Origin of the sequence: Butyrivibrio sp. AE3006 (assembly GCF_000424165.1) — a bacterium.
Classification (GTDB): Bacteria; Bacillota; Clostridia; order Lachnospirales; family Lachnospiraceae; genus Butyrivibrio.
On the sequence record NZ_AUJJ01000009.1, the window covers coordinates 103,890 to 118,462 of the forward strand.

12 protein-coding genes are annotated in these 14,573 nt (G+C 40.9%); 11 read left to right on the forward strand and 1 reads right to left on the reverse strand.

Going from position 1 to position 14,573, the window contains the following annotated elements:
* From G603_RS0105855 to G603_RS22285, 10 genes are all read left to right on the forward strand, one after another.
* The gene (locus tag G603_RS0105855; RefSeq protein ID WP_026669609.1) at nucleotides 1-888 is read left to right on the forward strand and encodes a carbohydrate ABC transporter permease; all 888 of its coding nucleotides are present in this window, start codon (nucleotides 1-3) and stop codon (nucleotides 886-888) included.
* Nucleotides 889-906: 18 nt separating this feature from the next.
* On the forward strand, nucleotides 907-1,749 hold the full coding sequence (locus tag G603_RS0105860) for a carbohydrate ABC transporter permease (RefSeq protein ID WP_035792219.1): 843 nt from the start codon (nucleotides 907-909) through the stop codon (nucleotides 1,747-1,749).
* Between the two features lie 9 nt (nucleotides 1,750-1,758).
* Nucleotides 1,759-3,024 carry an MGH1-like glycoside hydrolase domain-containing protein gene (locus G603_RS0105865; RefSeq protein WP_026669611.1) on the forward strand — a complete coding sequence of 422 codons (1,266 nt, stop codon included), beginning with the start codon at nucleotides 1,759-1,761 and terminating at the stop codon, nucleotides 3,022-3,024.
* Nucleotides 3,021-3,698 (forward strand): aspartate/glutamate racemase family protein, encoded by a 678-nt coding sequence (locus G603_RS0105870; RefSeq protein ID WP_026669612.1) that lies wholly within the window; start codon nucleotides 3,021-3,023, stop codon nucleotides 3,696-3,698. Before G603_RS0105865 ends, G603_RS0105870 begins: the two co-directional genes overlap by 4 nt.
* The gene (locus G603_RS0105875) at nucleotides 3,691-4,503 is read left to right on the forward strand and encodes a 3-keto-5-aminohexanoate cleavage protein (protein ID WP_026669613.1); all 813 of its coding nucleotides are present in this window, start codon (nucleotides 3,691-3,693) and stop codon (nucleotides 4,501-4,503) included. Before G603_RS0105870 ends, G603_RS0105875 begins: the two co-directional genes overlap by 8 nt.
* Before the next feature lie 27 nt (nucleotides 4,504-4,530).
* On the forward strand, nucleotides 4,531-5,886 hold the full coding sequence (locus G603_RS19400; RefSeq protein ID WP_051207534.1) for a four-carbon acid sugar kinase family protein: 1,356 nt from the start codon (nucleotides 4,531-4,533) through the stop codon (nucleotides 5,884-5,886).
* 5 nt (nucleotides 5,887-5,891) lie between these two features.
* The gene (locus G603_RS0105885; protein ID WP_026669614.1) at nucleotides 5,892-7,871 is read left to right on the forward strand and encodes a glycoside hydrolase family 127 protein; all 1,980 of its coding nucleotides are present in this window, start codon (nucleotides 5,892-5,894) and stop codon (nucleotides 7,869-7,871) included.
* A gap of 12 nt (nucleotides 7,872-7,883) precedes the next feature.
* Nucleotides 7,884-10,559, forward strand: a complete 2,676-nt coding sequence (locus G603_RS19405) for an alpha-L-rhamnosidase (protein ID WP_051207536.1) — start codon at nucleotides 7,884-7,886, stop codon at nucleotides 10,557-10,559.
* A 97-nt stretch (nucleotides 10,560-10,656) separates the two neighbouring features.
* Nucleotides 10,657-12,327 (forward strand): SulP family inorganic anion transporter, encoded by a 1,671-nt coding sequence (locus G603_RS0105895; protein WP_026669615.1) that lies wholly within the window; start codon nucleotides 10,657-10,659, stop codon nucleotides 12,325-12,327.
* A gap of 56 nt (nucleotides 12,328-12,383) precedes the next feature.
* Nucleotides 12,384-12,869 (forward strand): zinc-ribbon domain-containing protein, encoded by a 486-nt coding sequence (locus G603_RS22285; protein ID WP_155832627.1) that lies wholly within the window; start codon nucleotides 12,384-12,386, stop codon nucleotides 12,867-12,869.
* Between the two features lies 1 nt (nucleotide 12,870).
* Here the strand turns inward: G603_RS22285 and G603_RS0105905 are convergent, their stop codons facing one another.
* Complete coding sequence (locus G603_RS0105905; RefSeq protein ID WP_026669616.1) at nucleotides 12,871-13,731, reverse strand: YitT family protein; 861 nt, start codon at nucleotides 13,729-13,731, stop codon at nucleotides 12,871-12,873.
* Nucleotides 13,732-13,900: 169 nt separating this feature from the next.
* Here G603_RS0105905 and G603_RS0105910 point away from each other — a divergent pair, with 169 nt between their 5' ends.
* Entirely contained in the window at nucleotides 13,901-14,560 is a 660-nt protein-coding gene (locus G603_RS0105910; protein ID WP_035792222.1) for a sugar transferase, read from the forward strand.
* Nucleotides 14,561-14,573 lie beyond the last annotated feature (13 nt).

The following is a 14,573-nucleotide window of genomic DNA, read 5'->3' on the forward strand; positions in this document are numbered from 1 at the left end:
ATGAAAAAAGTACTCGGTAATAAGGGAGCTATAGGATTATTTGTTATACCGGCACTTATACTTTATTCAATCATTGTTATTCTGCCGGTTTTGTGGTCATTTTATTATTCTTTCTTTTCCGGATCTCCCGGACTTAAATGGGAATTCTCCGGTACAAAAAATTATCTTCAAATTATATCCGACAAGAACTTTCGCAATTCGCTGATTGTGAATTTAAAATACATAGGAATTGTAATGATAGGGCAGGTAGGCGGCGGACTTCTGATGGCGTTGATGTTCCGTTTCTGGCTGAGGAGATTCAAAAACATAGTGAGAACCATAGTATTCTTTCCTGTTGTCCTCCCTACAGTTGCAGTTGGTCAGCTTTTTGCCAAGATATATGAGATACAGCCAAGCTATGGACTTCTCAATTCTATTTTAAATGCCATAGGACTCTCATCATTGGTACAGCCCTGGATAGGTCAGGCATCTACAGCACTTGGAGCGCTGGAAGTGATGGATATCTGGACGGGAATAGGTTTCCATTCAATCATTCTTTATGGGGCACTTCTTGATATTCCTGATGATGTAATAGAAGCAGGCAGAATAGATGGCTGCAACGGCTTTAATCTGTTCCGACATATACTGGCACCGCTTCTTAGACCGATGATAATAACCTGTATGGTATTTAGCTTCTCAGGAACAGTTAAACTCTTTGAGTCGGCACTGGCCCTTACAAACGGCGGCCCCGGTAATGCTACAAGATCGCTTTCAATGTATATGTACTCTGTGGCATTTACTTATAACAAAGTCGGGTATGGATCAGTTATTGCGATATTCATTTTCCTTCTTTGTATAACAGGTTCCAGGATCATTAATTTGTTTGATAAAAAAGAAAGCTATTACTAAGTTTACGGGGTGTGAGCAATGACAGATAAAACAAAACAGATCATAAGCAATGTTTTGATAAAGCTTGTGATAGTTATAATATGCCTGGTGGATATTTATCCTATATTTTGGATGATCACCGCTTCTCTTAAAGAGCAGTACGAATGGTCTGCATTTCCTGCATTTGCACTGCCGCACGGATTGTATTTTCAAAACTACATAGACGCCTGGACAAGAGGTCACATGTCAACATTCTTTAGAAACTCTCTTGTGTACACGTTATTATCTCTTGTCTTTATAGTATTTTTCTCAGTAACAGTCGGATTTGCCGTTACCAAGATGCAGTGGAAATATAAAAAGCTGGTGGCAGATTATTTTCAGCTTGGAATCATGGTTCCGGTAGCAACAGCGCTTATCCCGCTGTTTCAGATATACAACAGGGCAGGTCTTTATAACAAGGCAGGTTCACTAATTATCTCATACGTGGCTTTTGGCCTGTCGTTGTCTATTTATCTGGTGACAGGATACCTGCGGTCTTTCCCTGATGAGATCATGGAGGCTGCGGTAATTGATGGCTGCGGAATCTATAAGCTTATGTACTACGTTGTTTTACCGCTTATGAAAAATGCCATCGTCACAGTACTGGTACTGCAGTTCTTCTTTAAGTGGAATGACCTGCTATTTTCAATGACATTCGTATCAAGCACCAATCTAAAGACAGTACAGACGGGACTTATGTATTTCTCAGACGAGTTTGGCTCAAAAAACTGGGGCGCTATATTTGCATCTGTATCCATGAGTATTCTGCCTATGCTGATTCTGTATACGATACTTAACAAAACTATCATCGAAGGTATGACAGCAGGAGCGGTGAAAGGATAAGGAAGAAGCATGCTGAAGGAGAAATCGAAACTCCTTTTGGAGTATTTAGAAAACAATATAGATTCTGTAATGAAAGAACCTGTTGGATTCATACGATTCCCTTTTACTGATCCGGGATCTGTATATGACGGAAATGTCTGGGATTGGGACACCTACTGGTGCACTTATTCTCTTTTGCCATTAAGAAAAATTCTCAGAGGTGGAGAATTATCAGAGAAAATAATAAGGCACGTAAAGGGAAATGTTCTTAACTTTTTTGACTGGCAGCTGGATGATGGCTACATTCCAATGATGATAGAAAACGGAGAATGGGATGAACCCTATCTGAATATTCAACATAAAAACGGCTATCTTATGAATATGCATAAACCGTTTTTATGCCAGCAAATCAGTTTGATAAGCCGTGAGATCGGAGACTATGGATGGATACTTGATAAAGTATCTGCCATAGAAAAATACTTTGAATGCTACTACAAAAATTATTACAACGACAAAACAGGTCTTTTCGTATGGCGTGATGATATCATGATCGGCATGGATAATGACCCTGCTTCCTTTGGAAGACCAAAGTCATCAACAGCTAATATTTTCCTTAACAGTTTTATGGTGATGGAACTTGATTGCGCAGCAGAAATATTCAAGGCCGCAGGGGATACTGCAAATTCAGAGCTTTATCTTAAGAGAAAAGATGAGCTGGAAAAGGCGATTCATGAAGAGTGCTTCGATAAAAGGGATGGCTTCTTCTATTCGGTTGATGTGGATGTCTGCACAAGGAAGTACGACTGGTTCCATAAGGGACTTGGTGTATTTTGGAAAAGCCTTCCTATCAGAATCGCGGTTTGGTCAGGCTTTTTGCCGATGTTATCAAAAACAGCCACTAAGGAAGAAGCCTTAGAGCTTAGGCGTCACTATCATGACGAACTGGCTTTTACCAGTGATTACGGTATTTGTACCCTGGGCAAAAATGAGAAGATGTTCAATTTAGAAGCTACAAACAATCCATCAAACTGGCTTGGTCCTATATGGCTTGTGGCAAATTATTGTGTCTTTAAGGGCATGCTGAATTATGGATTTTATGATGAGGCTGAAGATATGTGTAATAAGAGCATGAATCTTCTGTATGAAGACCTTTTGGAAACAGGGTGCATGCATGAATACTATGATCCTTTTACAGGGAAACCTGTCATGAACGGAGGATTTATTAACTGGAATATTCTGGCTCTTAACATGGTTACAGAGCTTCAGAATGCAAAACAGGAAAGAGGGATACTATGAAAATCGGAGTCGTTTATACAAGTACTACACCTGAACTGATTGAAGATGTGGATCGTGAAATAAGAAATGTTCTTGGGGATGATATTGAGATCTATACCCAGGAGGATGGAACCATACTATCTGATGTAAGGGAGGCAGGATACGTTACCACGGCTCCTGCTGCAAGGCTCATTAAGATGTTCATGAATGCCGCGGAAAACGAGTGTGATGCGGTATTAAATATATGTTCCTCAGTTGGAGAAGTGGCAGATAGTGTTCAGATTACATCAAAATATCTGGGAATGCCCATAGTAAGAATAGATGAAGACATGTGTCTTGATGCTGTAAGAAAAGGAACACGCATAGGTGTGATGGCAACGCTTAAAACAACTCTTGATCCCACCTGTAATACCATAAGGAGAATGGCAAGGGAGTGCGGAAAAGAAATTACTATAACCGAGTGCCTTGTTGACAATGCTTTTGGCCTTGATAAGGAGCAGTTCAAAGAAAGAATGAGCGCTTCTGCTAAGACTATTGCGAAAGATGTGGACGTGATTGTTCTTGCGCAGGGAAGTATGGCCTATTGCGAAAAATTCCTTTCCGAAAAATTTGGAGTGACAGTCCTTTCAAGCCCAGCCTATGGAGTCAGAGCACTCAAAAATGCACTTATCAGAAAAGGAGTTATAAATGAGTAAAGTCATCCTGTCAGTTGCTCCTGTAAAAGCAACGCCTCATGAAATAGTGCCAAAAGAAATTGCAAGGGATGTCTATGAGTGCTATAAGAACGGAGCATCAATGGTTCATCTCCATGTGAGGGATAAAAATGGCGCATTGACGCCTGACCTTACTCTTTTGGAGGAAACAGTTTCAGAAATCAGGCAGATGTGTGACATCATAATTGAGATATCTACAGGCGGAGTATCAAATCTGTCAATAAAAGAAAGATGCGCTCCCTGCTATGCGGATTTTACGGAGGCGGTCAGCCTTAATGTGGGTTCAGTGAATCTTGGAAAAGCCGTTTATCAAAACCCTATAGATGATGTCAGATATTGTGTTAAAGAACTGTTAGAAAATAAGAAGTTCCCTGAGACAGAGCTTTTTGAGCTTGGTATGGTGAATACTCTTGCAGAGCTTGCAAGAGAGTTCGATTTTCCAAGACCTCTTTTACTGGCCCTTGTGTTTGGGCATGAGGGAGAGCTTCCTGCAACTAAAAGTGCTCTTGATCACATGTCGGGTTATGTGAGGGAAATTTTTCCATATGGTGATGAACTTATATGGGGATATACCCAGGCAGGGAGAAAAGACTGGGAAATGATGAGATATGCTCTTATGAACGGCGCAGGATCTCTGAGGATTGGCTTTGAGGATTCGGATTTTCTTGATGGTGAAATGAGAGCAGAGACAAATGCACCTATTGTAAAGAGAGCAGCTGATCTTGTAAAGGAGTGTAACAGAGAGGTTGCAAGCGTAAAAGAGACAAGACAAATGCTGGGACTTTAAATGCTTTATATGTGCGGAGTTTAGCGTATGAAAAAAGTAGATAATAAATCAAAATGGGTGGTTCTCGATGATGACCCAACAGGTATACAGACAGTGCATGATGTGGCTGTATATACTGACTGGAATAAGGATACTTTGGAAAAAGCCCTGAAAGAAGAGGAAAAGCTTTTTTATATACTTACAAATTCAAGAGGGCTCACAGCTTCCAAAACAAAAGAGCTTCACATGGAACTTATGAGCAATCTTATATGTGCCTCTAAAGAGACCGGAATACCTTTTTCTATTATAAGTAGAAGTGATTCCACTCTTAGAGGACATTTCCCTCTGGAGACAGATATCATCCAAAAATGTTTATATGATGGGCTTGGGATAGAGACTGATGGTCTGATCCTTGCTCCTTTTTTTTATGCAGGGGGGAGAGTAACAAAAGACAATATTCACTATGTAAAATACGGTGATGAGTTGGTTCCTGCCGGGGAGACAGAGTTTGCAAAGGATGAGACTTTTGGATACAGATCATCTGACTTGACAGAATATGTTGAAGAAAAGACAGAGGGAAGATGGAAGGCTAAGGACATTATAGTTATAAGCCTTGATGACATAAGAAATAAGGATGTGGATGGAATAGTTAAAAAGCTGATGTCTTCAAAGGGCGGCGTTCCAATAGTTGTAAATGCAGAGTTCCCGGGTGATCTTACGGTGTTTTGCGAAGCTTTGTATAAAGCAATTTGCAGTGGTAAAAAATACCTGTATAGAACAGCGGCAGACTTTGTAAAAGCAGTTTGCGGGGTATCCGATATCCCTCTTTTGTCCGCAGAGGATATGGCTGTCAAAAGAGACAGAGGCGGAGTGATAATGATTGGTTCCCACACAAAAAAGACCACGTCTCAGCTTGAAAGACTAAAAGGATTAAATAGCCTTGAATTTATTGAGTATGACTCTGACAAAGTACTTACAGATGAACTTGGCGAAGAGACAGTAAAGGTTTCCAAAATAGTTTCAGATCTTATAGAAAAAGGTATTACCGCAGTAGTATCCACAAAAAGAAAAGTGCTCACTCTGGAAAATGATACAAAAGAGGATGCACTTATAAGGTCGGCAAAGATTTCGGAGGCATTCACGGATGTGGTCTCAAAACTAACCGTAACGCCTTCATATATAGTTGGAAAGGGCGGGATAACCTCCAGTGATATAGGAACAAAAGCTTTAAGGGTAAGAAGAGCAATTGCTCTTGGACAGATTCAGCCGGGAGTTCCTGTGTGGAGGACTGACGAAAGCAGCAGATTTCCGGGTATTCCTTATGTGATTTTCCCCGGCAATGTCGGAGATGAAGACACTTTACTAAATGCTGTAAACATACTTCAGGATGAAGAAAGGAATTAACAGATATGCTTACTGATACAGGAAAAAGCAAATATGCCAGGGCTGTTCCCCTTCCTGCAAAAGATATTACTTTTACAGAAGGCTTTTGGAAGGATGTAAGAGATGTAGTGTTTTCAAATACAGTACCTCAGCTTGAGCATATGTTTAGTGCCAAGGAGATAAGTCATGTCCTTGAGAATTTCAGAATATGCGCAAAGGAAGTGCAGGGGGATTTTGACGGTACCGTATTTGGCGATGGTGATTTCTATAAGTGGATGGAATCAGCTGTATATAAGGCTGTTACCTGCAAAGACGAGGAATTACTCAGAAGACTCGATGAGTATATAGACCTGATAGGAAGAGCTCAGCAAGAGGATGGATACATCTCAACAAAGCAGATAATAGGTGAGATGAATAATAAAGGTGCAGGCAGGATGGGTGACATCAATGATTTCGAGGTTTATAATTTCGGACATTTAATGACATCAGCAGCACTGCATTATAGGCTTACAGGTAAAAAGAACTTTGTAAATATAGCATTAAAAGCTGCAGATTATCTGGATAAAATGTACAGCGATGCAGAGGAAAAGGGAGAAGTTCAGACTGCAGTATGTCCTTCTCATTATATGGGACTGATTGAACTTTACAGGGCAACAGAGGATAAAAGATATTTGGAGTTGGCAAAAAAGGCAGTCAGGCTGAGGGATTCAGTTAAAAACGGAATGGATGATAATCAGGACAGAATCCCCCTCAAAAAACACAGAAAGATCATAGGACATGCAGTAAGGGCAAACTATCTCTATGCAGGAGTTGCGGATCTTTATCTTGAAGAGGGAGATGAAGAGTATCTTGAGGTTCTAAAGAGCGTATGGAATGATCTTTTGTCCCATAAAATATATGTGACAGGAGGATGCGGAGCGCTTTATAACGGGGCATCTCCTTATGGCAATTTCTTTAACCATCAGCTGATCCACCAGGCCTATGGCTATGATTATCAGCTGCCGAATATTACTGCCTACAATGAAACCTGTGCAAATATAGGTCTTGTAATGTGGGCCTACAGAATGTTTTTGATAGAACCAAAGGCTGAATATTTTGATGTAATAGAAAGGGTTATGCTAAATACAAACCTGGCATCCATTAGCCTTGACGGACTTAAATATTTTTATGAAAACATGCTTGAGAGGACAAAGAATCTGGGATTTGAACCGGTATGGCCTCTTCACAGAACAAATTACATAACAAGCTATTGCTGTCCGCCAAATCTTGCAAGAAATCTTGCTCAGAGCAGCGAATATATTTTTGCCATATCAGGTAATAAGATTTACACAGGACTTTATGCTGCAGTCAGGGCTCATATTGTCCTTGCCGGCGGACTTGACGCTGTTCTTACCACTAAGACAGGCTATCCCTATGATGGAAATATTATTTTTTCATTCGAAGATGTGAGAAAAAATGGAGAAGCAGAACTTAACCTAAGAATCCCCGGATGGCTAAAAAGCGGGAAGATTATCATAAGCCGTAAAGAAAACAGGGATATAATGGAGCTTTCAGCTAAAGATGCAGGCAGCTACTATTCACTGATTATAGAAGATCCTGCAAGCACTGTGGTTGAGCTGGCTTTTGATCTTCCAATCAGATATACGGTGGGGCATGACAGAATAGAGGAGTGCCGCGCAAGAGTATGCGTAGAGAGAGGACCTCTTGTTTATTGTATGGAAAAAGAGGATGTAAAAGGAGCAGAGCTTAAGGATATATATCTTCCTGAGAATAAGGATTCTTATGAGATGAAAGTAGAGCAGATCCTTTCGAGAGATATACCGGTTATTTGGGGAAAAGTATATAAAGCAAAAGCAGAGAACAATGATAAAAACGCACTTTACAGAGAGCTTGAAAAGCAGGAATTTTCTGAGATAAGTGCCAGGTTCATCCCATACTTTGCATGGGATAACAGAGAAGCAGATGAAGAAATGAGGCTCTGGTTTCCCGTATATTTTGGAGCATGACAGGGGGTAAAAATGTTTATTACGGATTTAAAATGCAATTATCAAAAATGTCCCATTGGTATAGAACTGGATAAAGTTACATTTTCCTGGAAGTATGAGAATGCTTCCGGGAATTATATATCTGAAGCGGAGTTTATTCTGTCAGATGATGAAGGCTTTAAAAATATACTTCACAGTGAAGCAGGTAGTGATGTGCCTTCTGTATCTTACGTTCCATCCTTTAAATTTGAACCTGAAAAGACATATTACTGGAAGGTGCGCGCTGTAGATGACAGCGGTGAAAAAGCGGAAAGTGATGTTCAGTTTTTTGAAGGCGGGCGAAGAGGAAGCTTTGAAGGTAAGTGGATAAGCCCTTCTTTTTCCAGAGAAATTCATCCTGTTATGAAAAAGGACTTTTTGCTTACAGATGAAGAATTGTCAAAAATGGAAAAGGCAAGACTGTATATCTGCGGACTTGGGCTTTACGAGGTATATGTAAATGGCAATAAGGTTATGGATGATTATCTGACACCTTATTGCAGCGACTACCGCTACTGGATCCAGTATCAGACCTACGATATCAAAGATATGCTGAAAGCGGGTGAAAATACCATAAGTGTTATGCTTGGAAATGGCTGGTATAAGGGACGCTTTGGATATCTGGCACATGGCCAGCTAAGAGAATACTACGGAGATGAGTTTAAACTGATAGCAGATATTATTATGACTCTGGATGATGGTGTAAAAACCGTTTGCACAGATGAATCCTGGAAGTGCATCATGGCTCCGGTTTTGCTCTCAGGCATTTATGATGGAGAAATATTTGATGATAGAAAAGCGGTTACATTAGAAAATCCATCAGATGCAGATATTTCAAATGTAAGGCTTACAGATGCGCCTAAGGGAAAACTGTCACCTATGCTTGGCGTGCCGGTAAAAGCTCATGAGAGAATAAAAAATCCCAAGCTTATTCAAACTAAAAGAGATGAATATGTTCTGGATTTTGGTCAGGAAATAACAGGCTGGGCTGAATTTGACGTCTGCATCCCAAATGAAAATGAAGTGACTCTGGAATACGGAGAAGTATTGCAGGATGGCTGTTTTTACAGGGACAATCTAAGAACTGCTGATGCGAAATATACATTTATAAGTTCCGGAAGAAAAACCAGAGCAAGAGCACACTTTACCTTTTTTGGATTCAGATATGTAAAGGTAGAAGGACTTAGCAGACAGGAGATAGAAAACGCTGATTTCGAGGCGGTTTCGATTTATTCTGATATTACCGAGACAGGTTATATAGTAACAGGAAACGAAAAAATAAACAGACTTATAGAAAACACAAAGTGGAGTCAGAAGGATAATTTTGTTGATATTCCAACAGACTGTCCCCAGAGAGATGAGAGATGCGGATGGACAGGAGATGCACAGATTTTTTCGGGTGCTGCGTCCTATCACATGGAGACTCCTTCATTTTTCAGAAAATATCTAAGGGACATGAAATATGAGCAGATCGAAAAGGATGGTGCTGTACCTTATGTTGTGCCGGATATTCTGACCATAGGCAGAGAAAAGATGGCGCAGCCACCCTTCGACCTTACTGAAGATAAGTGGGGAGAAGCCGGTGCCAGCGTGTGGGGAGATGCTGCTGTCATAATTCCCTGGAAAATGTATCTGCACTATGGTAACAAGGCATGGCTCAGGGAACAGTATGACAACATGAAGCTTTGGACAGATTTCATTATCAGAATGGAGGAAGAGCACTGCGGAGGAAGGCGCCTGTGGGACTGCGGATTCCATTTTGGTGACTGGCTGTCACTGGATGTTGAAGGCGACGTGACAGGAATGGAGAATCGTGAGGGAGGCACAGACAAATATTATGTGGCATCCACGTATTACATGGTTTCCCTGGAGACTACATCAAAGGCAGCAGGCATTCTTGGATTTGATAAGGACAAGGAGTATTACGGAAAAAGAAGCATCGAGGTCAGAGATGCCATAAGAAATAAATATATTACAGCTCCCGGAACGCTTTCTATAAATACTCAGACAGCCTATACCATAGCGATTTATTTTGACCTGTTTAATGAAGATGAGATGCAAAAAGCCGGGGATAATCTTCTTAAAGTATTAAAGCTTTGGAATCACCACCTTGCAACAGGATTTGTGGGAACTACATTTTTGTGCAGTGCCCTCACAAAAGTAGGTTTGACAAAGGATGCATTTACACTTCTTTTAAATGAAGATTATCCAAGCTGGTTATATGAAGTAAATCTTGGCGCTACAACTGTTTGGGAGAGATGGAATTCGCTTCTTCCTGATGGGAAGATAAGCGGAACCGGAATGAACAGCTTAAACCATTATGCCTATGGTGCGATAGTTGAGTGGATTTACGATTCTGTGTGTGGCATCAGCGTTGATGAAAATAATATTGCCGGCATGAGTATGGTTATAGCACCTCATATTGACGAAAGACTTGGAAGGGCAAAAGCAAGCGTAGATACAGCTTCCGGAAAATATTCATCAGGATGGTCAATAAACGGAAATGAAGTCACTTACGAGTTTTCTGTACCGTTTGGTGGTAAGGCAGAGTTCAGAAAAGACAGGACGCTTACGGATATGACTCTTAATGGTCATGAGATAACGGAAGAAGAACTTCTTTCGAAATGTTTTAATAAAGGAGAGTATGTGATCAGGGGAAAAATTTGTTAATAAAATAATTATGTCATAAAAAAACTTGCACAGACAGCGTAAAAGCATTAGCATAGTTGTGGTTTAATTTTAGGTGTTTTTAGTAAGTGAGGATATTATGAAAAAAGAAAAACTAAAACCGATGCTGTTTTCAGTTATCAAGAAGTATTCAGCAAAACAGTTCACAACTGATGTTATTTCCGGAATTATTGTTGCTATCATTGCACTGCCGCTTTCAATTGCGCTGGCTCTGGCATCAGGCGTTGGCCCTGAAGAAGGTCTCTACACAGCAATTGTTGCAGGCTTCATCATCTCATTCCTTGGCGGAAGCCGTGTTCAGATAGCAGGACCTACAGCTGCCTTTGCTACCATCGTAGCCGGTATTGTCGCAAAGAACGGCTACGATGGTCTTATGATGGCTACCATAATTGCAGGTATCATCCTTATTCTGATGGGACTGTTTAAGCTTGGAAGCCTTATCAAATTTATTCCCTATACAATTACCACAGGTTTTACTGCCGGTATCGCAGTTACTATTCTTATCGGACAGATAAAGGATTTCCTTGGACTTACATATCCTAAGGGAACGGTTACGATCGAGACAGTCGAGAAGGTGGAGGCTATTGCTGCCAACATCGGAACAATCAATTTCCAGGCAGTTATCGTCGGAGTGGTTTGCCTTCTTATTCTTGTAATATGGCCCAGGTTTTTCAAGAAGATTCCCGCATCTTTGATTGCAGTTATCGTAGGAATCCTTATGGTGAAGGTTGTCGGCCTTAAGGTAAATACAATAGGAGACCTTTACCAGATAAACGGAGGACTTCCAAAGTTCCATGCACCTAACTTTTCATGGAGCCTTGTAAGAGCATCTTTCTCAAACGGATTTACAATAGCAATCCTTGCTGCAATAGAATCTCTTCTTTCTGCGGTAGTTGCAGACGGTATGATTGGTTCAAAGCACAGATCCAATATGGAGCTTATCGCACAAGGTGCCGGTAATATCGGTTCCGTACTTTTCGGAGGTATCCCTGCAACAGGTGCTATAGCCAGAACTGCTGCAAATATTAAAAACGGCGGTAGAACTCCTATAGCAGGTATGGTTCATTCAGTTGTACTTTTACTGGTACTTGTGGTGCTTATGCCCTACGCTGCACTTATTCCCATGCCTACCATCGCAGCTATTCTTTTTCAGGTTGCATATAATATGTGCCAGTGGAGACCTTTCCTGAAGCTCTGCAAGACAGCTCCCAAGAGTGACATAATTGTTCTTGTAATGACATTCGTGCTCACTGTAGTATTCGACCTTGTTGTTGCAATCGAGGTTGGTATGATCGCAGCTTGCCTCCTTTTCATGAAGAGAATGAGCGAGGAGTCATCTGTTCGCGGATGGACTTATGTTGATCCCGATATTGATCCCGAGAATGATCCTGATTCAATTGAACTCAGAGTAATTCCCAAGCATGTGCGTGTATATGAGATAAGCGGTCCCATGTTCTTTGGTGATGCGGACGCTCTTGCAAATATCACCACCAAGGACTTCACAAAGTGCCTTGTAATCAGAATGAGAAGCGTGCCTGCTCTCGATGCTACAGCTATGAGATCTCTTGAAATGTTGTATGAAGACTGCCGGAAAAAGGGAGTTCGCCTCATATTCTCACATGTTAATGAGCAGCCCATGAGAACCATGGAGAAGGACGGCTTTATAGATAGAGTTGGAAAAGAGAATTTCTGTCCTCATATTGATGATGCATTAGAGCTTGCAGCAAAAGTGAATGCAGACTTTACATGAATATAGAAATATCTGTATAATTTTATGAGAAAAGTTTTGTAGAGGAGGAATTCGAAATGAAGATTTGTTCAAAATGTAACGCCAATGTTGAAGACCATATGGCTTTTTGTCCTAATTGCGGGGCACCTGTTGAAAACGCTACAGCATCATCTGCAAGCGAGGGTGAAGCAGCTTCTGCTACTGAATCTACACCTCAGTATCAGGAGCCCCTGTACCAGCAGCCCCAGTATCAGCCTCAGTATCAGCAGCAGATGGGATATGGCCCTCAGGGCGGAGCTCCTTATGGATACATGCCTGTGAATAATGAGCCTGTTTCACTTGGTGACTGGCTTCTTACATTTCTTATCACATGCATCCCGCTTGTAGGATTCATCATGCTGATTGTGTGGGCAGTAAGTGATAGTACCAAGGAGAGCAAGAAGAACTGGGCCAGAGCCAGACTTGTTTGGATGGTAATCATTTATATTCTCTCATTCATCTTTGTAATGGCGTTTGGTGCAGTTTTTGCATCTCTTTTAAATGAGATCGGTGGATTATACTAATTTAATCTCTGGGTCTTAAATAGAAATTACCACGAACCTCATCCGTGCGAATAGAGTTGATGAAGGCGTTTTCGTCTATCTCCTTTATCGCGGGGATGAGTTTTCTTGTATCAGAGGCACTTACTACGGAATAAACAATCATCTTATTCTGATGCTCAAAGGAACCTTCGCCGTGCATAAGAGTAGCTCCGTGATTGGCTACCCGGTAGATCAGATCACAGACCTCGGCAGGCTTATCCGTAATGATGAAAAGAGTTTGCTGCTGATAAACCCTGTACAGAATATGCAGTACCTGAGTTGTAACATACTGGAATATCATGGAGTAGAGGGCCTTTTCCCAGCCAAAATAGATACCTGCAACCAATAGGATTACGGTATTTATACCAAGTATAAAGGGGAATGAATCCACGCCTTTTTTCTGTGACAGATAGATTGAGATAAAATCTGTTCCGCCGCTGGTGGCATCCACCATGAGGCACATGCAGATGGCAATCGCATTGAGCATTCCACCGAAAACAGCGATAAGAAGCGGGTCATAAGTAATTGCATGGGCAGGAATGATATCAACAAAAAAGCCGTTTGCCAGCACCATGATCATTGAGAAGATGGTGAATCTTTTTCCTATGTAACGAAAGCCCAGATAGATAGGAAAAATGTTCAGGATGATATTAACGGGTGAATAAGGAATGCTGATACCGGTATATTTCAGTATTATTCGCTGAACCACAATGGTAAGACCCTGAGCTCCGCCCGGGAACAGACCGCCGGCATTGATGAATGACTGGATGTTCATAGCCATTAAAAGAGCAGCTAAAAGAACGACAATAAGACGAATAGAATCCTTTTTTAAGGTAGCTTTCATAAAAAATCCCCTAACAAAATATATTAATTATAAGAACATTTTTTTGACGTGTTTTGTTATATAATCACAGTATAATGCACAAAAAATGCAATAACAACAAAGAGATTGATTTATAATATCTACTGTGATAACTTTGTTGTGCAAATAATGAAAACGGGGGACACCGTTAATGTCAAACAATGATAACAAAATTAAGCATGGATTATATGGGTGTTTTTTCAAAAGACTGCTGGATATCATAATATCCCTGCTTGTACTTATATGTTTTTCCTGGCTTTATCTGATACTCATAATCCTTGTGAGAGTTAAGCTCGGAAGCCCTGTCATTTTCAGGCAGCCAAGACCCGGCAAGGATGAGAAGGTCTTTAATCTCTACAAGTTCAGAACCATGACTGATGAAAGAGATGCTAACGGAGAGCTTCTTCCCGATGAGGTGAGGCTTACGAATTTTGGTAAGAAGCTTAGAAGCACCAGCCTTGATGAGCTTCCTGAGTTTTTCAATATCCTGAAGGGAGACATGAGCTTTGTGGGACCAAGACCCCTTCTTGTGAAATATCTTCCTCTTTATAATGAAGAGCAGCATCACCGCCATGATGTACGCCCCGGTCTTACAGGATGGGCGCAGGTGAATGGAAGGAATCTTTTAAGCTGGGAAGATAAATTTGAGAAAGATGTATATTATGTAAGGAATCTTTCCTTTGCACTTGATGTAAAGATAATAATAATGACTATTAAGGTAGTGCTTGATCACAGCGATGTAAACAGCGCAACGGATGCTACGATGGAGGCCTTCAAAGGAACTCCCGCCAAAAAAGAAAGTGATCGGTAAGGAGTATTAGAAC